Consider the following 21,017-nt stretch of genomic DNA (forward strand, 5'->3'; position numbering starts at 1 on the left):
GATATGAAACAAGTGACCAAAGGCCAATGGAATGGTTACGACACGTATATCCTACATAGCCGTGAATTGGAAATCACCCTGCTGCCACGTCTTGGAAATAACATTATTTCTATTCGGGATTTAGTGCAGGACAGGGATATCGTCCGCCGTCCGGATGAAGACGATCTTGCCTTTTATCTGCAGAAGCCGTACCATTTTGGCGTTCCTCTCCTGATTCCACCAGGACGCATTCATCGGGGACAATTCGAATATGAAGGTGTCCGTTACCAGTTCGATCAGAACACGGCAAATGACAACCATATTCACGGTCTCCACCGTACCCAATCCTGGTGTGTCAGTGATATCGAGGAAGATGAAGACGGATGTGCAATTACGACCGAATTATTGACTGAAAATGAAGAACACTGGATGGCTCAATTCCCGATTCCTCTGAAACTTGAGATGACGTTCAGTCTGCAAAACGCTGTATTTAGCCAGCGTCTGCGAGTCACCAATCTGAGCTCAACGCCTGCTCCTTTTGGGATGGGCTATCATACATGGTTTTTGTTAGACGGCAAACCTGCCGATTGGACACTGCAACTTCCTGTTTCCGGAATATACGGTCAGAATGAAGAACAACTACCAACAGGTGAGCTGGAATCCTTGGGTGAATGGTCTGCTCTTAACGAAGGCATCAACTTGCAGGGACGTAACTGGGATACGCTGTTGAAAGCTACCAAAGGTGAACCGGCTGCGGCTTACTTACGGAGGCAAGATGGATATACGCTGAAATATTCAGCAGATGAAACATTTTTCAAACACTGGGTTCTCTTCACCAAAGGGGAATCCGATCAGTTTTTGTGCATTGAACCGTACACTTGGCTTCCGGATGCACCTAATTTGGATTTATCGGATGAACAGACGGGATTGATTCGCCTGGAACCGGAACAGCCTGTTGAGCTATTTACACGTATTGAGGTTATACCTCCTACAGACTAAGTGAGCTAATCATCATCTATACTGTTTACGCTGATCAACATATATTTCGATACCATGTACAACTTGCCGACCCACATTGGGTCGGCTTTTTTATGTGATCCGCGCACCAATAATTAACCATATATTTCCTTACGCCATATCATGTATATTTCCTTATTCTCTAACCATACTAACATCACCAACCCATAAGGAGGTGACACATATGTACGGAGGTCAAAACCAAGGTAGCGGTAGCCGCTCCAACAACCTGGTCGTTCCCCAAGCAACTGCAGCATTGCAACAATTGAAAATGGAAGCTGCACAAGAGCTGGGTGTAACTATTCCACAAGATGGTTACTACGGTAACTATACTTCCCGTGAGACAGGTTCTCTGGGTGGATACATCACTAAACGTCTGGTGCAAATCGCTGAGCAGCAATTATCGGGTCGTTCGTAAGCTCGTAATTATTGCTTGAGCTAAGCAGAATCCAAAAGCGGCCTTCTTCGGAAGTGCCGCTTTCTCTTGTGTAACGAATTATGAGGTCGACTCCATATCAGAATCCTTGTATGTATTGGTTCTAGGGTAACGAATCATGAGACTCGCCATATTGTAATTGGACTCCATTGTTGCATCTACCAGAATCATACCTTGTCTTACTGTGAAGTCGTACGATATTTCGCCATGTGTCCAATTGCGTTTGAATTTCAAAGTTTCCAGTGCCATCGCCCGGAAAGAAGTTCTCTGGGTTTCGTTTAGTCCCTTCTCTTCCAAATCCATCTGCCCATCCCGTCCAGTTATCGGATTATGTCGAATACCGAACTTCCCAATTACGTTGTTTCGTATTTGCACAAAAACTACTCCTGAATCTAACCCTGACAACTCATGATCAAGCTCTTTAAATACTAAATCTAACTGACGTGCTAATGAAAGCTGGTCGATTTTCATAATAACACTCCTCCTACATGCTTATAGTCCTATGTAACAAGGACTTACGACTCATTATATGACATCATTTGCGCATGTTCAACAAACAACGGCAAACTTGGGTATTTTTAACTATAAATTGCGCAATTAATTGCCATTCCCCTTCCTTAAAGTGAGTTTTTTCGTTCATTTGCGACAAAATATTTGAGAATCAAAAATAAGGATTCTGTACAAAAAAAGGCTGCAATCCTGTGTTTGTTAACACGGAATTGCAGCCTTTCATATATATATTCAACCTATTACATTCAACCTATTTTTGGGGTGCTGTCATCTGCAAAAACTGCTCAATATCGGCAATAACCAAGTCCGCAGCATTTTGCCAGAATTCCGGTTGTGTCAGGTCTGTACCCAGATGTTTCTGCGCAAGTTCTTCGACCGTCATACGCCCTGTATCTCGTAACAAATCATCATATTTATCTGCAAATGCTGTGCCTTCTTGCTGTGCTCTCGCATAGATTCCCGCACTGAACATGTACCCAAACGTGTATGGGAAGTTATAGAATGGCACACCTGTCAGATAGAAATGCAGCTTGGATGCCCAGAAATGTGGATGATCTGATGCAAGTACACCACAGAATGCTTCCTGCTGTGCATCCACCATTAATTTGGATAGTTCATCCGCGTTAACCAGGCCTTTTTTGCGTTGTTCATAGAAACGATTCTCAAACAGGAACCGGGCATGGATATTCATAAAGAAAGCCACACTTCGCTGTATCTTGTCTTCCAACAAAGCCAGCTTCTCTTGTTCATCTGTTGCCGCCTGCACAAGGGCATCTGCTACAATCAATTCAGCAAACGTGGACGCTGTCTCAGCCACATTCATCGCGTAACGTTGATTCAACGCAGGCAACTCTTCCATAATGTGTTGATGATATCCATGACCAAGTTCATGCGCAAGAGTCGACACATTGGATGGTGTCCCGGAGAAGGTCATGAAAATGCGGGTTGCTTTGCTAAGTGGCAAAGATGTACAGAATCCACCTGGACGTTTGCCTGGGCGGTCTTCTGCTTCGATCCAGCGTTTCTCAAAAGCCATCTCTGCAAACGAGGAGAGCTTAGGACTGAACTTGGCAAACTGTTCAACGATATTGATAGCTGCCTCATCGTAAGTGATTTTGCCACTCGACTTACCTACAGGGGCGTCTACATCGCTCCAACTGAGCTTGTCTACCCCGAGCAGTTCTGCCTTGCGCTCCAGATATTGAACAAGTGCAGGTTTGGCACCATTAATTACATTCCACATCGTATCCAGTGTCTGACGGGACATCCGGTTGATGGCCAGAGGTTCCTTGAGGATATCATGCCAGCCACGTTTCTCATATAACTTCAGACGGAATCCCGCGAGGTGGTTCAGTGTGTCTGCGCAGAAATCTTCGACATCCGTCCAAGCCTGTTCCCAGTTTGCAAATACCGTCTCGCGTACATTCCGATCACTATCGCTCAGCTTGTTGGCAGCTTGTCCTGCCGACAGCATGACCGTTTCCCCATTTTGCTCAAATGGAATGTTCACCTTGCTGACAATCGTGTTATAGAATTTGCCCCAACCATGGTAACCATCCACACCCAGATCCAGTGCAAGACCTTCAAGTTCCGGCGACAGCTTCTCACGAGCCAGCGTGCGACTCTCGTTCAGTACAAATGCAAGTGGCTGAATATCCTCCCGAGCAATCCAGGCGTCCCACACCGAATCTGACGTCTGACTGAGTGTATTATCGAACTTCGATTTGCTGCCGTTCAGCATCGCAGCAATAGAACTGATGGCCCCCTGAAGCTGGGTTGCCTTCTTGTCCTTCTGGTTTTGCGATGAGAGGCAGGATACAAACGCAGAACCTTCCGATATGCGGACATAACAGCTTTGCAGCAGTTCCAAAATGGGATCAAAAGCTGTCGTCTTTTCTAATGAAGTCGGTGCAGGTGTTTCGTTCAATAGTTGTTGCAGTTTACGTACATCCTCTTCCAGTTCAATCAGATACGCAGCGAATGTCTCGGAGGAAGAACCTCCACTAAAAATGGACTCCAGATCCCATACGGGGTGTAATGGCGTTTTCATTTAATAAGGCACCTCTCTCTATAAATTGGATGGTTAGGATTGAATTAAAAACTGGTTTTCTGTTCACTGTATCTCTATACTAGAGAAATACTTATAGTAACTTTCAGGAGGTAAACGTATGAAACCTTTACAAGTATCGGCTGATACAGCCGTCAAATTAGCAGAATCCTTGGGCGTACCTTTGGAACATCTGATGCACATGCCCCAACATATCCTAATGCAGAAGATTGCGGAACTCGCCAAACAAGAATCCTCCAAACCTTCCGCACCAGAAGGCGAACAAGAATGATTCCCTTTGAGAACAGCTGGCCTTACGATATTGTGATGGGAGACATCTATGTACAGCAATGTCCCTACTGTCATGCAAGCAACGTGCTGCTCCCCCTCAAACCGAAAGAGCTTGTGCGCATCCGCGAAGGCAAAAAGAAATTACTCGTCTTTCCCTGCTGTAATACCAGCATGACCGTGATCGACAATGACAGTGACTATTTGTTATCCAGCCGTCCTGTCCGTAACTAATGTAAGATCAATCTAGAGGGGGCTGCGCTTCGCAGCCTCTTTGTCTGCTTCAAGCATCTCTTCAGGCAGCTCCATCTTACCGGAGATCATCTGTTCACGCAGCACGGCCCATTGTTCCCTTGAAGCACGAATCATGGCCGCATCGGTGATCCGCTTGTCATGAATGACCTTGCTGAACCATTGCACTGCTTCATTAAACCGTCCTACCCTGCGGTTCAATTCCCCGAGCAAATACAACAGTTTTGCTTCATTGCCACCCGTTCCCTCCCGTTCGAACACCTTCACATAAGCTTCAAGGCTAAATTCGAGAAAGCGATGTTCCTGTGCATGGTCCTCCATATAACGATACAACCAAGCTATATGATGTAACAGACCAGCGACGACACGGTCTTTCTCCTGGATAACCTGTGCGCACAGCAAGGCAAGCTTGTACGTAGCCAGCGCCTGGTCCAGTGTCCGAGCTCCGCTATAGTCACGTTTTACCCAGCGATTACCGATCTGTTCCTTAAAAGCCTTGCGTTGAGCATCATTCAAATGCTCCGTTGCGTTCTCCGTGGAAGCAAACCCGCACTGTGGACAGATGCGAACCACATAAAAATCCGGATTCTCCAGCTTGTAGTAAGCACAAAAATCTGAATCTGTCCGGTAGGGCCTTTTCAAACTCGGTCTTACCCGTGAAGTGTCATACTCGGTTTCGCAATAATGACAAGTCACTTTCACCTTATATAGCGGCTCTAATTCCAATCTATTCCATCCCTCTCCCGTACGCTTATAATCATATTCGGAACTACGGTGTATTCACAAAATGATGTGCAGGCCCGGATAAACGCTGCAGGATAAACGAGTGCAAAGGCTCCTCCACACCGATCTGTGTTAAGGCTTGATCCATGCATGCAAGCCAAGCCTCAGCCCGTTCAACGGTCACTTCAAAATGCATATGACGGGCACGCATCATCGGATGTCCGAACGCCTCGGAAAACAGCCCTGGTCCTCCAAAAAACTGAGACAAAAACATATACTGCTTGTCGATAACCGGCTGAATATCTTCCGGGAAAAGCGGAGCCAGTTGCTCGTTCTGCTGAACGATTGGATAGAAGGCCTCAACCAGTGCGCGAACACCTTTTTCACCGCCAAGATTGTCATAAATACTCAAACTGGGATTCATTCGTCTGATTCCCCTTTCTGATGTCGAATTTTGCCATATATTACACGTTCCGTGAACATTGTGAAAACAGTAACAATATCCAGGCCACAGAAGCCTTTATCTCCATTCTATCAAAAAAAACCAAAAAGTCCTATATAACATGAAATCATCAGGACGTATCCCCTGCCATCTGTATATAGGACCTTCTTCGGAACCTAACACAAAAAAAGCGCCAACCACATAGGTTGGCGCACTAGATATTCCATTAGTAACTCCGCCAGTCCTCTTCCTCAGAGCGTACTAGCGAGGCACGTATCACATATACAAAAGCACAGACCAGGATTCCGGTGACAAGACTCATGATCATCACTCCATCCGATTTGAATTCCACCTTGGAGACAATTAGGTGACGTTCAGGCGTTTTTCTCATTTTAGCACACATCACTCAAAAACACAGCCACTTTTGCAAGCGCTTTCTACGTATAATTTTGTACTGTTTGTCCACTTTTTTTCATATATTGATGGCAATAGCATCACAGATTTCCGCACACCGACCATTCCAAAAGTAAAGGAGAAGAATTCATGGCTGCTTCACAACGACTCACCCATGTCCTGGTCACACTCGCTCTCCTGATCCTTTGTGTGTTAATGGTCTTGTATCCAGCGGAAACCTGGCATGCAGGTGTACGCGGACTGTCCATCTGGTGGGACGTATTGTTTCCCTCCCTTTTTCCTTTTTTGGTGCTGTCCGAGCTGCTGCTCGGCTTTGGCATTGTTCATTTTCTGGGTACCTTGCTGAATCCACTGATGCGTCCATTGTTTCGTGTTCCCGGAAGCGGTGGTTTTGTATTTGCCGTGAGCTGTGCATCCGGTTATCCTACAGGGGCGAAACTGACCGCACAGTTATGGGAACAAAAGCTGGTTACCCGGGAAGAAGGAGAACGGCTCGTTGCCTTCACCACATCCTCCGATCCGATCTTCATGATTGGAGCCGTATCGGTTGGGTTCTTCCATAATGTCGCCATTGCTCCGCTATTAGTTGCAAGTCATTACGCTGCAGCTTTTCTGGTGGGTATGCTCATGCGTTTTCACGGGGGTACAGCGAAAGGCTCACAGCCAGACATCTCTTCTGCATCTCCATCGGAGCAAATACCTAGAAACAGACTGGTCCGGGCCATCTATGCAATGCATGAGGCAAGAAAGGCTGACGGACGGGTATTCGGTGAACTGCTGCGCCACGCCGTCTCCTCATCCCTTCGCCTTATTATTATCGTAGGAGGGCTGGTTGTATTCTTCTCGGTCATAATGGAGTTGCTTGTACAGACCGGTTGGCTTGGCGGATTATACGGCATAACCGAGCAACTGCTTCGATATAGCGGACTTCCTCCATCCTTGTCTCCTAGCTTGGTCGGGGGGCTATTTGAAGTCACACTGGGGGCCAAAGAGGCCGGAGGTGTCAGCACTTCCATTCCACTGATATATAAAGTGGCGGCAGCAGCCTTTGTTCTCTCCTGGGGCGGATTATCCGTCCATGCACAGATTATGAGTATTCTTAGCAACACCCCCATGAGATATGGTCCCTTTTTATTTGCCAGAGCGATTCATGCGCTAATCGCACCTGTGCTGGTCCTGCTATTGTGGACCCCCATGATGGGGCGTTCCGCTTCACCCGTTCTCATGGAGCCTGGTGTAATCCCATCGTTATCGACGTATACACCGGACTGGGGACTGATCGTCCTGACGGGGGTCATTGTTTTTGCGAGTATCATTATGTTGTTGTTATTGCTTACGATATTAAGTTATATCTTCAAGCCAAGACGACATGTCAAAAAATAAGTCGCTCATTCATCTATATTTAACTGAATATGCTTCCAAACGTTGTGTTCTTCCGCGGAATTGATTATCATCGGTAGTATAATGACCACAAAGGAGCTTTCATCTTGAGATACTATGTTCAAGACCGCGGAGACCAGTTATCGATTGATCTCAGTCAGCAGTTTCATGCGCTGGCGAAGGAAGAAGGGTTCAAGCTGGATGCAGAATCGCCGGAGATTGTCATCTCCATCGGGGGCGATGGTACGATGCTGCAGGCATTTCACAATTTCATCGACCGTATTCCGGATATTGCTTTTGTTGGGGTTCATACAGGCCATCTCGGCTTTTATGCCGATTGGAAGAAGGAAGAATTACGGGAATTAGTCAGGCTGATGAGTGGCAAGGGAGATCCGGAGCGTCTCAAACCACGCATTGTCCAATATCCGCTGTTGGAGCTTGAGATTCGGAAAAAGTCGGGGAATTCCTCTTACATCGCTCTTAATGAATTTACGTTAAAAGGTGTAGACGGTACCGTCGTGGCCCAGGTCGATATTAACGACGTGACATTCGAGATGTTCCGTGGCGATGGAATCTGTGTATCCACGCCTTCAGGCAGCACGGCATACAACAAGGCCCTTGGCGGTGCAATGGTTCATCCGACCATCGAGGCTATTCAGATTGCGGAGATTGCTTCAATTAATAACCGGGTCTATCGGACACTTGGTTCACCGGTCATTTTGCCCAAGCATCATCATTGTGATATTTTCTCCCGCAAGGATCAGCGGTTATTGATGACGATTGATCATGTGAATGTGATGGTGGAGGATCTGATATCCGTCCGTTGTCAGGTATCCAGTCACAAGGTCAGTTTCGCGCGTTTCCGTCCTTATCCATTCTGGAACCGGGTTCGCACGGCATTTCTTGACTAAAATAAAGACACCAAAAAAGCGGTCCTTCTCAGGAACCGCTTTTTGTTTTGGCTTGAGGCTGATCTTTGCTCTTCTGGAGCACAAAATACGCACAGCCAAAGTTGCAATATTCATTGATATAGTCCACCATACTGGCGATCGTGGAATCCTTCGTCGCTTTCGGATGGTTATCACGGTAAAAACCTTTTAATCTTAACTGGCTATAACCCCAGTCTCCGATAATATAATCATAACGCTCCAGCACCTCACTGTAACGATCACGGAAGACCTCTGGATTCCAGCCCTCTTTGTGGTTCTGGACGATTTCATAGTTTTTGCCGCCGATCTGTACAATGACCGGTTCTTTGGGCTTTTCTTCAACAGATTCAACAACAGATTCTTGAACTGGCTCCTGGATCTGCTCCTGGAGTTGGTCCTGAATCTGTTCTGTGCTTTTTTCTTCTTCCAATCCGGTATCCTCCATCACGCGTGTGTTGCCGCCTGTTCAGCATGTTTGGTGGCCGATTTCACCTGTTCATGCGCATGGTAGGAGCTGCGTACCATCGGGCCGGACTCGACGTGGCTGAACCCACGTTTTAATCCTTCCTGTTTCAATGCAGCGAACTCCTCTGGCGGATAATACTTTTCAACATACAGATGTTTCTCGGATGGCTGCAAATATTGACCAATCGTCATAATATCACAGTCTACCGCACGAAGATCATCCATGGTTGATAAAATTTCATTATATTCCTCACCTACACCAAGCATAATGCTTGATTTCGTTGGGATGTTAGGTTGCATTTCTTTGGCACGAGCAAGCAATTCCAGTGAACGTTTATATTTTGCCTTGGCACGCACTTTGTCTGACAACCGCTCAACCGTCTCAATATTGTGATTCAGAATGTCCGGTTTGGCATCCATTACAATCTGCAAAGATTCCCGATCGCCCAGAAAGTCTGGAATGAGCACTTCAACGCTGCACAATGGCAACCGCCGCCGTACGGCCTTAACTGTCTCTGCAAAAATTGTAGCTCCTCCATCCTTCAAATCATCACGGGCTACACTTGTAATGACGCAGTGTTGCAGATTCATCTGCTCTGCTGCTTCCGCCACACGTTCTGGTTCCTGCAAATCAAGCTCCGTTGGCAAGCCTGTATTCACCGCGCAAAAACGGCATGCCCTTGTGCAAATATCGCCCAATATCATAAAAGTGGCCGTTCGATTGGCCCAGCATTCATAAATATTCGGACACCGCGCTTCCTCACATACCGTATGCAGCGTTTTGGAACGCATCATCGTTTTCATTTCCTGATAGTTATCGCCGGTTGTCAATTTGATCCGAATCCAATCCGGCTTCGGTTCTTTAACACGTTTTGCCAATGCATAAACCTTCTTTCTAACTGAAGTTAGGCTGTTGCTCGGAACATATTATACCATGAAAGCGTTGGAAAAACCCCCATTTGTCACATCTTGTGCATTCATACCCGATATGGACAATTTGGTTCATTCGATTCATCCCAAGTGCTTACATGGATAAAACGAGAACTTTTGAAGAACGCTAACCTTTAGCTTGGTTCATCGGGTACCTTGTATCATTCTATTGGAAAGGGGCTGCTTCCCAGTGCAACAACGCTTGACCTCCAGGCATACGTACCGATTTTGGATCAAAACCTTACTTGCAGGTACGCTGCTTCTCCCATGTTTATCTGTTGACGTCTACAGTGAACCTGTCGGGGCTACTCCGAAACCACAGGCCACCGAGTTAAAACCCGCAGAAATTTTCGCTGCACGTCGCCATTTATATGAGACCATCGGTCAGATGACTCAGATTCCCTGGTATAGGCTAGCCGCAATTGATCAGTATGAACGAACAATTACTCGCGCACATCCAAAGGATCGCAAGCATTCGGAGCGACTTACAGGTATTTTCATGACTCCTCCGGCCTGGAGAGGATGGCTAAATCCTGATGAGACGGATCAACATCCGGAATCCATTCTTTTTTTCAAAGGATATGGACGTGACGGTTCAGGAGACGGTATAGCGGATGCTAACAATGATCAGGATGTGCTGTACAGCATGGCTTCGGTCATTCAGGGTTACGGAAACAAGCAAGAGGACTTCAACATCGCCCTGTGGGAATATTATCACAACTCCCGTGCTGTGCAACGGATACAGCAATTCGCGAAGTTATATGAGCATTTTGACAATCTGGATCTGTTTGGACACGCCTTCCCGGTTCCGCTCGGAACCAATTACTCCTATCGCAGCACCTGGGGGACAAAACGAAGCTGGGGCGGTTATCGCATTCATGAGGGAACGGATATCTTCGCTCCACATGGTCTGCCAGTGCGCAGCACCTGTTATGGGGTCGTGGAGATTAAAGGCTGGAATCCGTTTGGAGGCTGGCGCATCGGTATCCGGGATTTGAACAATCATTATCACTATTACGCCCATCTCTCGGGTTTTGACAAAAGTGCACGTATCGGTGAAGTTGTTATACCTGGTCAGGTTGTGGGTTGGGTTGGCAGTTCGGGTTACGGTAAACCTGGGACACAGGGCAAATTCCCTCCACATCTGCACTATGGGATCTATCGCGACAGTGGACTGCATGAATGGTCGTTCGACCCTTATCCACAGCTCAAACATTGGGAACAGGAAGAACGCAAACAAAAGAACAAGAAAAGCAAGTGAGACGAGCATATGTCAATATAAGCATTTCCGCTCGGAGTACGATGAACATTCGAAATAGGGACCTCTTCAATAGAGGCCCCTTTTCTCATTTTGTACTTAAAGTCTTTTTACAAGGAATTGTCTGTATTACGGGTGCGCGCTCTTGTTAGACTGTACGCCCCCATTCACATCAGGCAGATCATCCGGTTCAAATTGTTCAAGTTCGTTCCCTTGCAAAGGGTCTGACGGTGTCTGTTGCTGGTTCTGGCTAGGGGGATTCGCAGTCACTCCATTACCGCTTGATACACCCGTATGGCCTGATGGCAGCGCAATAGCTGGGGCATTACTTCCGTTACTGCCTACAGGCTTGCCCTGATTATCGTAATAATACATCGGCACATCCCCGACAACCAGAAGGTAGGAGATCGGGATTTCCGTATCGACCGTTTCGGGCTCCATGTCGAAGGGCACCACGACGGCGACCTCAGCAATGATGTGAATGTACACTTCCACCAAAATCATGTTAATCCCCGCATTTTGCTGACGGGTGTTGAGGTCCACTTTGACAGCGCCTTGGGGCTCAATACGAACCGGTATACTCGGGCCAAATGAAGCCATCACCGGACTTCCCAACGCCTGCCCCAGCGGAATTTTCTCTTTTAACATGTGTACATTCTGCAGCGTGGATTGCACAATATTCATTGTACTTGCGGTGATTCGCATATGCTCATTGTAGTTCAGCATGAAACCGGACACTTTCCCGGCGGTATCCGTCTTCCAGTCAATCAATCCTTCGTTGGTTTTGCCATCTGCAACCTGTGCTGTAATCGCCTTGTTGATCGCTTCGGTCGCAATCTGCTTCACTCTGATCTTGGCCAAGTGCATGATGGGGGGCTTCATTTTCTTATCCACATAAGCAAAGCCCTGCATCAAACAAAACGCAGTGACCAATAAAATGATCAACCACATTTTGCGCTTGCCGCTTGGCGGCTTACGGCGTTTCCGGCTTCGCCATTTTCTTCTCATCATCGAAGTGTCCCTCCCCTGCGGGATGAGCTATAGGCTATAGTTAACCTTATGCACCGTTGTCCTGAAAAAGAAGGACAGTACGTGGACACTGGACAGAAAGTAACAACGACATTAATGAGACAAGTACTGTACTTCTTATTGGCTAAATCTAACCGGAAATCGGAAACTACGTAAACCGAGTTAAAAAAAACCTTTCGCCCGCAGATTCCTCTGCAAAGCGAAAGGTTTTATGTTCAGACCGCCCAAAGACTTGGGCACTGGTAGCCATTTATTTCGGTACAGATTCCCAGTCTTTCAGGAAACGTTCAATCCCGCTGTCCGTCAGTGGGTGCTTCCAAAGTGTCGGCAGAAGCGAACCTGGAATGGTGGCAATGTGCGCACCGGAAAGGGCTGCATCTTCGACGTGTTTGATATTGCGAATGCTTGCTGCGATAATCTCGGAAGGCAGATCATACATGTCCAGAATAAGACGCAGATCACGAATCAGTTTCATGCCATCCACCGCAATATCATCCAGACGCCCAACGAATGGACTGATGTAGGTTGCACCAGCTTTCGCTGCCATCAGACCCTGTGCTGCGGAGAAGATCAGCGTTACATTGGTTTTAATCCCTTTTTGCGTTAACTCATGACAAGCATACAGCCCATCTTCGGTCATCGGCAGTTTAATAACTACATTCGGTGCCCATTCTGCAATTTCATAAGCTTCCTTCAACATATCCTCGGCTTTGAGACCGATAACTTCAGCACTGACCGGGCCTTTAACAACGCCACAGATCTCCTGAATGACTTCTTTAAATACGCGACCTTCTTTGGCAATCAAAGACGGGTTAGTCGTGACTCCATCCACCAGACCCAGACGCTCGATCCGTTTGATTTCTTCCACATTCCCTGTATCCAAGAAAAATTTCATGATATGTTCCCTCCACTTGATGAATTCGTAAACACGATATAAGTTATTACCCGATGTCCATCATATGTTAACAGTTATATATAAAATTATTTTTTCTCTACAGCGTGACCGCCAAATTCATTACGCAATGCCGCTACCACTTTACCTGTAAATGTGTCTGTCTCCAGGGAACGATAACGCATCAGCAAGGACAAAGCGATAACCGGTGTAGCGGTTTGAAGGTCAAATGCCGTTTCTACCGTCCAACGTCCTTCACCGGAAGAGTGCATTACGCCTTTAATTTCATCAAGGTTTGCATCTTTGGAGAAGGCACGTTCTGTCAGCTCCATCAACCAAGAGCGGATAACAGAACCGTTGTTCCATACGCGTGCTACTTGTTCGAAGTCGAAATCAAATCCACTTTTCTCCAATACGTCAAAACCTTCACCGATGGATGCCATCATACCGTACTCGATACCATTGTGGACCATTTTCAGGAAGTGACCGCTGCCCGCTTTACCAGCATACAGGTAGCCGTTCTCTACGGAAGTATCTTTGAATGCCGGCTCAACGATAGCCCAAGCTTCAGGATCTCCACCGATCATATAACATGCGCCATTACGTGCGCCTTCCATACCGCCAGATGTACCTGCATCCATGTAGTGAATGCCTTTGGTTTTCATCTCTTCGTAGCGACGGATGGATTCTTTGTAGTGTGAGTTACCCGCTTCAATAATGATGTCGCCTTTGGACAACAACGGGCTAACTTCAGCCAATACAGCATCTACGACGTTGTGAGGAACCATGATCCACAATACACGTGGGGATTCGAGCGAAGCCACCATCTCTGCGTATGAAGATACGCCTGTAGCGCCGTATTCTTTCATTTCATTTACTGCTTCAGCGTTCAGGTCAAAAGCAACCACTTCATGTTTGTGATCAATCAGGTTTCTACCCAGGTTCAATCCCATTTTTCCTAATCCGACTAGTCCAAGTTTCATTTTAAAATCCTCCTGTTATGAACAATGTTTAAATTTCATCTTTGTTGCAGAGCGCCAGACTACATTCCCGTTTCGCAGCAATCGTTCCGGTTACGGATCGTTCTTTCGATCGCTGTTGTATTCAAATTTCTTTTCATCAAGCTTTAAATTGATGAAATTTGGATACAAAGGCGAACGCTTTGCTTCTACAGAATCGATTCCGTCCCCTACACCGTCGCTACTTAGGCAAAAAAATTCAGTGCGTCCGCTAATCTATATTTAAAAATTTTCACGGCCTTCCGGTCACATAACCGGAAGGGCTTATGCAAAATTGGAACGATATAATTCATAATAAATACTTCATATATATCAGCATTTTGCTTCATCAATCAGTTCGCTCCAAGCACAAACGCTCTAGGCGCATAGAAGCTTGTCGTTCTACATTATGTTAACTTGGAAGACGCATTTGGATTGTGCAAAATATATGTTCATTCGTGAGCAGAGCGGATTATACCGCCCCTATCTCTGTGCTCACTTCTTCGTTTCACTTACCACCAACGGAAGCCATCTGCTGCTGTCAGGCGATCTGCTGACTCTGGTCCATGCGAACCTGCACTGTACGTATCCAGTGGCACGCTGCCGGCTTCGAATGCTTCTTGAATCGGTTGAACCCACTGCCATGCCAGCTCCACTTCGTTCCAGTGAGCGAAGAAGGTGGAATCACCACGCATAGCGTCAAAGATCAGATTCTCATACGCTTCAGGGATGTTACGTTTGCCGGAGTTGAAGGTCATATGCATCGGCTCCACTTCACCATGGTTCAATGGATTCTTCGCATTTAATTGAAGGGAAATACTTTCTCCCGGACCAATTTCAATCGTAAGCAGGTTAGGTTCCGTTGTGTTCTCGGATTCATGACCTGTTTTGAGTGGCGATTTGAATTCAACAACGATTCTCGTGGATTTCTCAGCCAGGCGTTTACCTGTACGGATATAAAATGGAACCTCGCTCCAGAATGGATCATCGATCCACAATCTTGCGGCAACATAGGTCTCGTTCTGAGATCCGGCAGGAATGCCAGGCTCGTCCAGATATCCAACTACCGATGTGCCTTGCAGCTCGCCTGCTGCATATTGCGCTCGAACAACTTCAGAGGCAATATTTTCTTTCGTCAAAGGACGAAGTGCTTCAGCAATTTTTTGCTTTTTGAATTGAATTTCTTCCGGTGTGCAACGTTTTGGCAGATGCAAACCAATCATCATCAGCAACTGGAGCATATGGTTTTGGAACATGTCACGAAGCGCACCACTTTGGTCGTAATACGCGGCACGTTCTTCAACGCCCACCGTCTCACTTGCCGTGATCTGTACATTGGCAATATAACGGTTGGACCACAATGCCTGAATTACAGGATTCGCGTATGTGAGCGTCTCAATATTTTGAACCATCGGTTTCCCAAGGAAATGGTCAATGCGATAGATTTCTTCTTCCGCAAAGGTATTGCTCAATTTCTCGTTCAGATCACGAGCCGATTGCAGATCGTGTCCGAAAGGTTTTTCGATAATCAGTTTCTTCCAGCCTTTGGTGTTACCCAAGCCACTTTCTTGAATATTCAATGCGATCGGCTCAAAGAATTCCGGTGCCACCGACATGTAGAACATGCGATTTTCGGGAATGTTAAGCTCTTGTTCACGCTGTTGAACGAGTTCCAACAATTTGGTGTAATCTTCAAGCTTCGTATTATTTAAAGAACAATAACGGAAAGCGCCAATGAAATCACGAACCTGAGATGCTTCTTCAGGGGTCTGACGAGAGAATTCATGAAGTGACTTTTCTACATTTGCCTGAAAGTCCGCATCCGACAATTCACGCCGTCCCAATCCGATAACGGAGAAGGATTTCGGCATTTTCTGATCCATGTACAAGTTATATAATGCAGGGTAAATCTTACGTTTGGCTAAATCGCCTGTTGCCCCGAACAGGACAAATGTCATTGCATCCATTGGAGTGCCTCCTGTGATCTGTGCAGTATAGTATATGATGTTGCAAAATGTTCAAATCCAAGCATGACAAAAGACGGAATAAGTGGGTGTCGTCCCCGCCTTGCCTCCGTTTATATAACACACCTGAATTTAACCATGGAACATTCCTTCTCTCCACAACCTGTATTTAGGTTATAAATTGTAACCTTTTGAATTAACGTTACCCATATTACACCTGTCGTCACAATTCGTCAATAATCGTGTCGAAACTGTGAACTCCAGTGTTTATAGGCTTTTTATTTGATGATAACGCTTTATGTGGTAAGATTAATAACAATTGGTATGTGACATTTTACACATATGGCCTGTGGACAAGTGGGTTACAATAAGTATACTAATGATATTACAGGCAATACTAAATCAAAGGAGTACAATCATGAGCGATGATGAGAATGCCAAGCAAATATGCACAAAAGTGGAACAATCTTATCAGATCATTGGTCGAAAATGGGTAGCCCTCATTATTCATGCATTGATGGAGGAGCCCAAACGCTTCAGTGAGATTCACGCTTATATCCCTGACTTGAGCAAACGTGTGTTAAATGAGCGAATGAAGGAATTGGAGGAAGAAGGACTTGTGGTTCGCCATGTGGTCACTGAACGTCCAGTTCGGACTGAATATATGTTGTCACGAAAAGGCACGGAACTAGGGAGAGCACTAAGCGCTGTGGAACGTTGGGCTGATAAGTGGCTATAACCTTTTGAGAAATCCTTATCATATTAATTTAAATTTCTAATAATAATTGTGAACAGTAAGATAACGTAATAACGTCATTTCACAAATGTGAATGGATACAATTATTGTATTTTTAGAGCAAGAAGGTGTCTCAGACCTAAAAAAGATGCCCATTCTCACTTTTTTTGTGAGAAGGCATCTTTTTCACATAAAATACTACGAATCCATCTTGCTACCCAGCGTAATACTCGAATCCTCGAAGTTCTCCACCGTCGTCTTTTTTTCATAAAAGTGTACTGCATGTTGCATAATTCCTTCTCTTGTGTAAAATGCGTCTTCCGCCCCTAGTGGAAAAACAACCTTTTCTCCCGTACTAGCCGATTTGTAGATGCCTACAATCAGTTCAAGTGTATTCCGACCACTTTGACCATCCACCAGAAGGGGTGATCCTGTCTCAATCGCGTTTAACACATTCTCCACTTGCCCAGCGTGACCGACATGAGTCACATCCGGCAATTCGTCAACAAGCTTCTGAATCTGTTGTTCCAACTCTCGATTGGGTTCCGGAAATCCGTTATTCCGTGCGGTAGAAGCAACCACTTTCCAAGGTGCCGATACACGGGCTTCTTTACCCTGAAAAATTAACTGCTGTTCCTCTCCGTGATGTACAACGGAACTGGTAATCATGCCAAGCGCCCCTTCCTGAAAGCGCAGCATCGCCATGGATATATCCTCAACTTCGGCATTGTCATGTGCCGTATTCGCCATCATGGCCTGCAATTCCACCGGAGGTCCCATCATCCATAACATCGCATCAATATGATGTACCGCATGATTAAGGGTACAGCCTCCGCCTTCTTTTTCCCATGTCCCGCGCCACCACAGATCATAGTAATTGTGGCCCCGCCACCAGAATGAATCAACCTGCACATGTACAATAGGCCCCATCCGTTTACTGTCCAGCACACCTTTTAACTTCATCATCGGTGTCGTAAATCGATTCTGTGCTACTACGGATAGTAATTTGCCACTTTCTTGCGCTACTTTCAGCATCAGATCCGCTTCCTCCAGGGAAGAAGCCATCGGTTTTTCGACCAATGCATGTGCACCTGCTTGCATGAAATCACACGCAATTGAAGCATGCGTATACGGCGGCGTACAGACGGATACCAGATCAATATTTTGCGCAAGTAGCTCTGTGTAATCCGTAAAAGCTTGTGCTCCTTCCAGTCCATATTCGTTCATTCGCTTCTGTGCCTTATCCACGTACATGTCCACCACAGCAACAATCTGACACCGCTCGGGGAATGCCAAGTATGCTGATATATGTGCTCCACTAATTGCACCTGCTCCGATAATCGCCACTCTTAACATCGTTATATACCTCCCTTGTTCCCTTCACAATACACAATAATAAAGCGCTTTTATGTGTTCATCTTGTGGTAAAATATAACTATCTTGCGCATGATAGGGAGGTATTCATGATGTCCATCATTCTGGGAAACCAATTTGATCTGGCCTGTCGTCGTCTTACATCTAACACTACGTTTCGCGAAGTGTTCCATGCTCATTCCCAGATGGAGATAACCTATATCCACGAAGGTTACGGGCAGTTAATAACCGAAGGTCAGGTTTTTCCCCTTGAACCCGGTATGCTTTTGATTTTTCGACCTTTTCAATTGCACCACTTTCAGATTCAAATATCCAGTCAGCAGCCTTTCATCAGAAACGTGCTTATGTTTGAGCTTGAAATATTAAAGACACATTGGTCGCATTTTATGACGACTCAGCGTTTCATACATGACCTGCTAGGAGAGCAATCTCCGATTCAGCCGATCCGACTTCCTGCCACTTCCCCACTCATTCAACGAATGGAACAATTTGATAAGACCTATCCAGAACTAATGCCTCATGAAGCTGTGGAGGATACTTGTCTCTTTATACTTGATTCACTTACGCAACTTCGTTACTTATGGAAAGATGTTGTCATTCAGGATCTAAAGGCACATTCTGCATCCAGTTCAGTAATGCTTCATCCTCATGCCGAAGCCATCATGCAGTGGATTGAACAGTATTACCACGAGCCTTTTCGTTTGGATCATATCGCAGATACACTTCACTTATCCCCCTATCATCTATCTCATGTATTCAAAAAAGCGACTGGCACCACAATCGTTGCTTATGCCCAAGCTACCCGCATTCGTCATGCGTGTGTGCTGCTCACCCGTTCCTCACTCACCGTTCCCGAAATCGGTCACCGTGTTGGTATGACGAGTCCGTCTTACTTTTGTAAAGTATTCCGTTCCGTCATAGGGTCCACACCGCATCAATATCGGCTGAAGGTACAAGGGAGGAAGTAATGGATCACTGGATAACGAAAAGAAGCAAAGAATTCAAAAAATTCACTTCTCGGCCTCTCTCCTCTTTCACAGTTCGCGCGACTCAACGCACATTGAGCTCCAACCGTTTCAGATATGGAATTAGTCGTCTCTCAAGCTGCCTCAAATCATCTTTTTGCTCCGCTGACAATCGTTCCTCATGTATACTTCCATCCTTGTCCATCACCATAACTTCATACTTCTTCATTTGTTCATAAACAGACTTAAACTCTCCATATTGTTCCTTGGTAAATGTCTTCTCAGCCCGTTCAAACTGTTCTGTCCAGAATTGCTGCTCATCCATCAGTTTTTTGGAGGACCCCACACTTACAGCTTCCAGCTTCTCAAAAAACGGTTCCAACTCAGCTACAAGAATGTTATACCGTTCCTGCTCCACTGTACTCCACTGCTCTGGATACAGGTTGCCCTGAGAATCAGCATGATTCACGGCCATTTGCCCCATTTGCTTCAGCAAGTTCATATATTGAACAAATTCTTCTTCACTGAAATGCGCCTTGGCCGTCTGTAATTTCGCTTCCAACCTCATATAATTCTCAGCTGTTCCGCCCATAGCAGCGATATTTTCCTGTGAACCATATATTCCGTCTGCGAGATAGGTGTACCCTGCATAGGCTCCGGTGGGAATAATGAGTACAACAGCCAATAGCCCAGTGACCAGCCATCTTTTTCGATATCTTCTAATGTGAGAATCACTTCGAATACCATCCAACATTTTATGTTTAATTCTTGCAGGAACGGACCACTCTTTAGTCTCTTCCTGGTAGGCTATTCGCAACTCTTCATCGAGTCTCATGCAGATCCTCCACCTTTCCCCGCAACCTTGGATTCATCTTCTCTTTTTGTCTCAACTTCGCCAGCGCCGCATGTATGCGCGATTTCACGGTTCCAAGCGGAATCTCCAATATGCCAGCAATCTCCTCTTGCGTATATTCATTTAAATAATGAAGTGTGATCACCTGCTGCAGCTTGTACGGCAAACGACGTACCTGTTCCAGCAGAGGACGATTTGCCAGTTTGTTGACCAGATCAGTGGAAAAATCATATTCCAATCCCACGTCAGATTTTTCGATTCGCTTGCCAAACCGAAACTGCATCAACCTTTTGCGTCGATAACTCTGGACATGTCGCATCGTCACACCCATTAACCAGGGACGAAACGCACGCTCCGCATCATATCGCGCCAATGATCGATACGCCTGAATGTAAATTTCCTGTACGACATCCTCCGTGTCAGACTCGTCCTTGATGAGAAATCGTACAGTCCGATATACTCCCGTCACTGTTTTCTCATATAGTTCTCCGTATGCTTCTTCATGCCCCGCACGTATTAACGTTACAAGTTGTATGTACTCATCTTGATCACTCATTATCCATCCCCTTCCTCCTTACACTATATATTGGCATGCCCGCATCATATCGTTCGATTTATTTGCTTATTTCTAAATCCCACGAACTTATTGGTGTTTATCATGATATAATATACCTATTTTTGATATAAATGGATGTTAAGCATCTGCATTATAAGATTATTTTTAGATCTTTAATATGATTTAGAGACTAACCTAGCGGAGGATAGTACTATGATGAATTTTTTCACCAAGTTGTACTCAGAATATTTACTGATTCCACGACCTTTACGTTTACTGTTTCTATGGGGATGGATAGCTTTGTTTGTTGTTGCAAGCATAAAATTTAGCTGGTTCTATTTCCTACAATAAATGGATTCCGAATATAGTCGCATTCATGGGACATACAGAAGAGCCGGGACGTCATTATGACGTCTCGGCTCTTCATTTATGCGCATCTATTCCGTGCTGATGCTCCTGAATATCCACCTATTCAAGTCTTGCCAGTACATGGGCAAGGCTTTTTTCTCTTGCACGTCGTTGTTTGGCTTTACTTATGTATTCTTTAGATTTTCTTCAGATTTATACTCATTAATTCCTT

General features: G+C 45.7%; 23 protein-coding genes. 9 read left to right on the forward strand and 14 right to left on the reverse strand.

All coding sequences use genetic code 11. The features are described from left to right. Positions 1-3 precede the first annotated feature (3 nt). Together NLBNIHML_RS11990 and NLBNIHML_RS11995 are read left to right on the forward strand one after the other, a co-directional pair. Positions 4-978, forward strand: a complete 975-nt coding sequence (locus NLBNIHML_RS11990; RefSeq protein WP_494354445.1) for an aldose 1-epimerase — start codon at positions 4-6, stop codon at positions 976-978. A gap of 202 nt (positions 979-1,180) precedes the next feature. Then, positions 1,181-1,414 (forward strand): alpha/beta-type small acid-soluble spore protein, encoded by a 234-nt coding sequence (locus NLBNIHML_RS11995; protein WP_105601328.1) that lies wholly within the window; start codon positions 1,181-1,183, stop codon positions 1,412-1,414. Between the two features lie 78 nt (positions 1,415-1,492). Here NLBNIHML_RS11995 and NLBNIHML_RS12000 read toward each other — a convergent pair whose 3' ends face one another. Next, complete coding sequence (locus tag NLBNIHML_RS12000; protein WP_339243206.1) at positions 1,493-1,906, reverse strand: O-methyltransferase; 414 nt, start codon at positions 1,904-1,906, stop codon at positions 1,493-1,495. A gap of 286 nt (positions 1,907-2,192) precedes the next feature. Continuing rightward, positions 2,193-3,992, reverse strand: a complete 1,800-nt coding sequence (locus NLBNIHML_RS12005) for a M3 family oligoendopeptidase (protein WP_494354446.1) — start codon at positions 3,990-3,992, stop codon at positions 2,193-2,195. A 118-nt stretch (positions 3,993-4,110) separates the two neighbouring features. Here NLBNIHML_RS12005 and NLBNIHML_RS12010 point away from each other — a divergent pair, with 118 nt between their 5' ends. Both NLBNIHML_RS12010 and NLBNIHML_RS12015 read left to right on the forward strand, forming a co-directional pair. Next, positions 4,111-4,281, forward strand: a complete 171-nt coding sequence (locus tag NLBNIHML_RS12010) for a YycC family protein (RefSeq protein WP_091037920.1) — start codon at positions 4,111-4,113, stop codon at positions 4,279-4,281. Further along, positions 4,278-4,511, forward strand: a complete 234-nt coding sequence (locus NLBNIHML_RS12015; protein WP_062324061.1) for a hypothetical protein — start codon at positions 4,278-4,280, stop codon at positions 4,509-4,511. Before NLBNIHML_RS12010 ends, NLBNIHML_RS12015 begins: the two co-directional genes overlap by 4 nt. A gap of 12 nt (positions 4,512-4,523) precedes the next feature. Here NLBNIHML_RS12015 and NLBNIHML_RS12020 read toward each other — a convergent pair whose 3' ends face one another. The 3 genes from NLBNIHML_RS12020 to NLBNIHML_RS12030 all read right to left on the reverse strand — a co-directional run bounded on the left by NLBNIHML_RS12020 (position 4,524) and on the right by NLBNIHML_RS12030 (position 6,085). After that, complete coding sequence (locus tag NLBNIHML_RS12020; RefSeq protein ID WP_339237587.1) at positions 4,524-5,255, reverse strand: DUF2225 domain-containing protein; 732 nt, start codon at positions 5,253-5,255, stop codon at positions 4,524-4,526. A 43-nt stretch (positions 5,256-5,298) separates the two neighbouring features. Continuing rightward, positions 5,299-5,676: a globin domain-containing protein gene (locus NLBNIHML_RS12025; RefSeq protein ID WP_036605723.1), complete on the reverse strand. Its 378-nt coding sequence runs from the start codon at positions 5,674-5,676 to the stop codon at positions 5,299-5,301. A 244-nt stretch (positions 5,677-5,920) separates the two neighbouring features. Then, positions 5,921-6,085, reverse strand: a complete 165-nt coding sequence (locus NLBNIHML_RS12030; protein WP_253440723.1) for a hypothetical protein — start codon at positions 6,083-6,085, stop codon at positions 5,921-5,923. A gap of 152 nt (positions 6,086-6,237) precedes the next feature. Here NLBNIHML_RS12030 and ylbJ point away from each other — a divergent pair, with 152 nt between their 5' ends. Together ylbJ and NLBNIHML_RS12040 are read left to right on the forward strand one after the other, a co-directional pair. Then, positions 6,238-7,491: a sporulation integral membrane protein YlbJ gene (ylbJ, locus tag NLBNIHML_RS12035; protein ID WP_339237590.1), complete on the forward strand. Its 1,254-nt coding sequence runs from the start codon at positions 6,238-6,240 to the stop codon at positions 7,489-7,491. Positions 7,492-7,595: 104 nt separating this feature from the next. Further along, positions 7,596-8,399: an NAD kinase gene (locus NLBNIHML_RS12040; RefSeq protein WP_036673293.1), complete on the forward strand. Its 804-nt coding sequence runs from the start codon at positions 7,596-7,598 to the stop codon at positions 8,397-8,399. Between the two features lie 28 nt (positions 8,400-8,427). Here the strand turns inward: NLBNIHML_RS12040 and NLBNIHML_RS12045 are convergent, their stop codons facing one another. Continuing rightward, complete coding sequence (locus tag NLBNIHML_RS12045; protein ID WP_339237593.1) at positions 8,428-8,847, reverse strand: YutD family protein; 420 nt, start codon at positions 8,845-8,847, stop codon at positions 8,428-8,430. A gap of 14 nt (positions 8,848-8,861) precedes the next feature. Next, complete coding sequence (gene lipA, locus NLBNIHML_RS12050; RefSeq protein ID WP_253440726.1) at positions 8,862-9,761, reverse strand: lipoyl synthase; 900 nt, start codon at positions 9,759-9,761, stop codon at positions 8,862-8,864. Positions 9,762-10,002: 241 nt separating this feature from the next. Here lipA and NLBNIHML_RS12055 point away from each other — a divergent pair, with 241 nt between their 5' ends. Beyond that, positions 10,003-11,073, forward strand: coding sequence for a M23 family metallopeptidase (locus NLBNIHML_RS12055; protein ID WP_494354447.1), 1,071 nt, complete (start codon positions 10,003-10,005; stop codon positions 11,071-11,073). Positions 11,074-11,199: 126 nt separating this feature from the next. On the opposite strand, the gene yunB is transcribed toward NLBNIHML_RS12055, so the two are convergent. The 4 genes from yunB to zwf all read right to left on the reverse strand — a co-directional run bounded on the left by yunB (position 11,200) and on the right by zwf (position 15,956). Next, positions 11,200-12,081, reverse strand: coding sequence for a sporulation protein YunB (yunB, locus tag NLBNIHML_RS12060; protein WP_342571027.1), 882 nt, complete (start codon positions 12,079-12,081; stop codon positions 11,200-11,202). A 268-nt stretch (positions 12,082-12,349) separates the two neighbouring features. Next, positions 12,350-12,994 carry a fructose-6-phosphate aldolase gene (fsa, locus tag NLBNIHML_RS12065; protein ID WP_036605718.1) on the reverse strand — a complete coding sequence of 215 codons (645 nt, stop codon included), beginning with the start codon at positions 12,992-12,994 and terminating at the stop codon, positions 12,350-12,352. A gap of 86 nt (positions 12,995-13,080) precedes the next feature. Next, complete coding sequence (gene gnd, locus NLBNIHML_RS12070; RefSeq protein WP_339237600.1) at positions 13,081-13,974, reverse strand: phosphogluconate dehydrogenase (NAD(+)-dependent, decarboxylating); 894 nt, start codon at positions 13,972-13,974, stop codon at positions 13,081-13,083. Between the two features lie 527 nt (positions 13,975-14,501). Then, entirely contained in the window at positions 14,502-15,956 is a 1,455-nt protein-coding gene (zwf, locus tag NLBNIHML_RS12075; protein ID WP_342571028.1) for a glucose-6-phosphate dehydrogenase, read from the reverse strand. A gap of 415 nt (positions 15,957-16,371) precedes the next feature. Between zwf and NLBNIHML_RS12080 the strand changes: the two genes are divergently transcribed. After that, positions 16,372-16,692, forward strand: coding sequence for a winged helix-turn-helix transcriptional regulator (locus NLBNIHML_RS12080; protein ID WP_036605715.1), 321 nt, complete (start codon positions 16,372-16,374; stop codon positions 16,690-16,692). 195 nt (positions 16,693-16,887) lie between these two features. Here NLBNIHML_RS12080 and NLBNIHML_RS12085 read toward each other — a convergent pair whose 3' ends face one another. Continuing rightward, the gene (locus tag NLBNIHML_RS12085) at positions 16,888-18,045 is read right to left on the reverse strand and encodes a Gfo/Idh/MocA family protein (protein WP_494354448.1); all 1,158 of its coding nucleotides are present in this window, start codon (positions 18,043-18,045) and stop codon (positions 16,888-16,890) included. 107 nt (positions 18,046-18,152) lie between these two features. On the opposite strand from NLBNIHML_RS12085, the gene NLBNIHML_RS12090 reads away from it, so the two are divergent. Then, positions 18,153-19,031, forward strand: a complete 879-nt coding sequence (locus NLBNIHML_RS12090) for a helix-turn-helix domain-containing protein (RefSeq protein WP_494354449.1) — start codon at positions 18,153-18,155, stop codon at positions 19,029-19,031. 82 nt (positions 19,032-19,113) lie between these two features. On the opposite strand, the gene NLBNIHML_RS12095 is transcribed toward NLBNIHML_RS12090, so the two are convergent. Then, on the reverse strand, positions 19,114-19,863 hold the full coding sequence (locus NLBNIHML_RS12095; protein WP_494354450.1) for a DUF3600 domain-containing protein: 750 nt from the start codon (positions 19,861-19,863) through the stop codon (positions 19,114-19,116). Continuing rightward, positions 19,850-20,437, reverse strand: a complete 588-nt coding sequence (locus NLBNIHML_RS12100) for a sigma-70 family RNA polymerase sigma factor (RefSeq protein WP_494354451.1) — start codon at positions 20,435-20,437, stop codon at positions 19,850-19,852. Before NLBNIHML_RS12100 ends, NLBNIHML_RS12095 begins: the two co-directional genes overlap by 14 nt. Positions 20,438-21,017: the final 580 nt, after the last annotated feature.

It is taken from the genome of Paenibacillus sp. JNU01 (assembly GCF_059130585.1).

Excerpts from the sequence above, each read along its gene's own strand:
- NLBNIHML_RS11990 (WP_494354445.1), top strand. The coding sequence starts at position 4 with ATGAAACAAGTGACCAAAGGCCAATGGAATGGTTACGACACGTATATC.
- NLBNIHML_RS11995 (WP_105601328.1), top strand. The coding sequence starts at position 1,181 with ATGTACGGAGGTCAAAACCAAGGTAGCGGTAGCCGCTCCAACAACCTG.
- NLBNIHML_RS12005 (WP_494354446.1), bottom strand. The coding sequence starts at position 3,992 with ATGAAAACGCCATTACACCCCGTATGGGATCTGGAGTCCATTTTTAGT.
- NLBNIHML_RS12010 (WP_091037920.1), top strand. The coding sequence starts at position 4,111 with ATGAAACCTTTACAAGTATCGGCTGATACAGCCGTCAAATTAGCAGAA.
- NLBNIHML_RS12015 (WP_062324061.1), top strand. The coding sequence starts at position 4,278 with ATGATTCCCTTTGAGAACAGCTGGCCTTACGATATTGTGATGGGAGAC.
- NLBNIHML_RS12025 (WP_036605723.1), bottom strand. The coding sequence starts at position 5,676 with ATGAATCCCAGTTTGAGTATTTATGACAATCTTGGCGGTGAAAAAGGT.
- NLBNIHML_RS12030 (WP_253440723.1), bottom strand. The coding sequence starts at position 6,085 with ATGAGAAAAACGCCTGAACGTCACCTAATTGTCTCCAAGGTGGAATTC.
- ylbJ (WP_339237590.1), top strand. The coding sequence starts at position 6,238 with ATGGCTGCTTCACAACGACTCACCCATGTCCTGGTCACACTCGCTCTC.
- yunB (WP_342571027.1), bottom strand. The coding sequence starts at position 12,081 with ATGATGAGAAGAAAATGGCGAAGCCGGAAACGCCGTAAGCCGCCAAGC.
- fsa (WP_036605718.1), bottom strand. The coding sequence starts at position 12,994 with ATGAAATTTTTCTTGGATACAGGGAATGTGGAAGAAATCAAACGGATC.
- gnd (WP_339237600.1), bottom strand. The coding sequence starts at position 13,974 with ATGAAACTTGGACTAGTCGGATTAGGAAAAATGGGATTGAACCTGGGT.
- zwf (WP_342571028.1), bottom strand. The coding sequence starts at position 15,956 with ATGGATGCAATGACATTTGTCCTGTTCGGGGCAACAGGCGATTTAGCC.
- NLBNIHML_RS12080 (WP_036605715.1), top strand. The coding sequence starts at position 16,372 with ATGAGCGATGATGAGAATGCCAAGCAAATATGCACAAAAGTGGAACAA.
- NLBNIHML_RS12085 (WP_494354448.1), bottom strand. The coding sequence starts at position 18,045 with ATGTTAAGAGTGGCGATTATCGGAGCAGGTGCAATTAGTGGAGCACAT.
- NLBNIHML_RS12090 (WP_494354449.1), top strand. The coding sequence starts at position 18,153 with ATGATGTCCATCATTCTGGGAAACCAATTTGATCTGGCCTGTCGTCGT.
- NLBNIHML_RS12095 (WP_494354450.1), bottom strand. The coding sequence starts at position 19,863 with ATGAGACTCGATGAAGAGTTGCGAATAGCCTACCAGGAAGAGACTAAA.
- NLBNIHML_RS12100 (WP_494354451.1), bottom strand. The coding sequence starts at position 20,437 with ATGAGTGATCAAGATGAGTACATACAACTTGTAACGTTAATACGTGCG.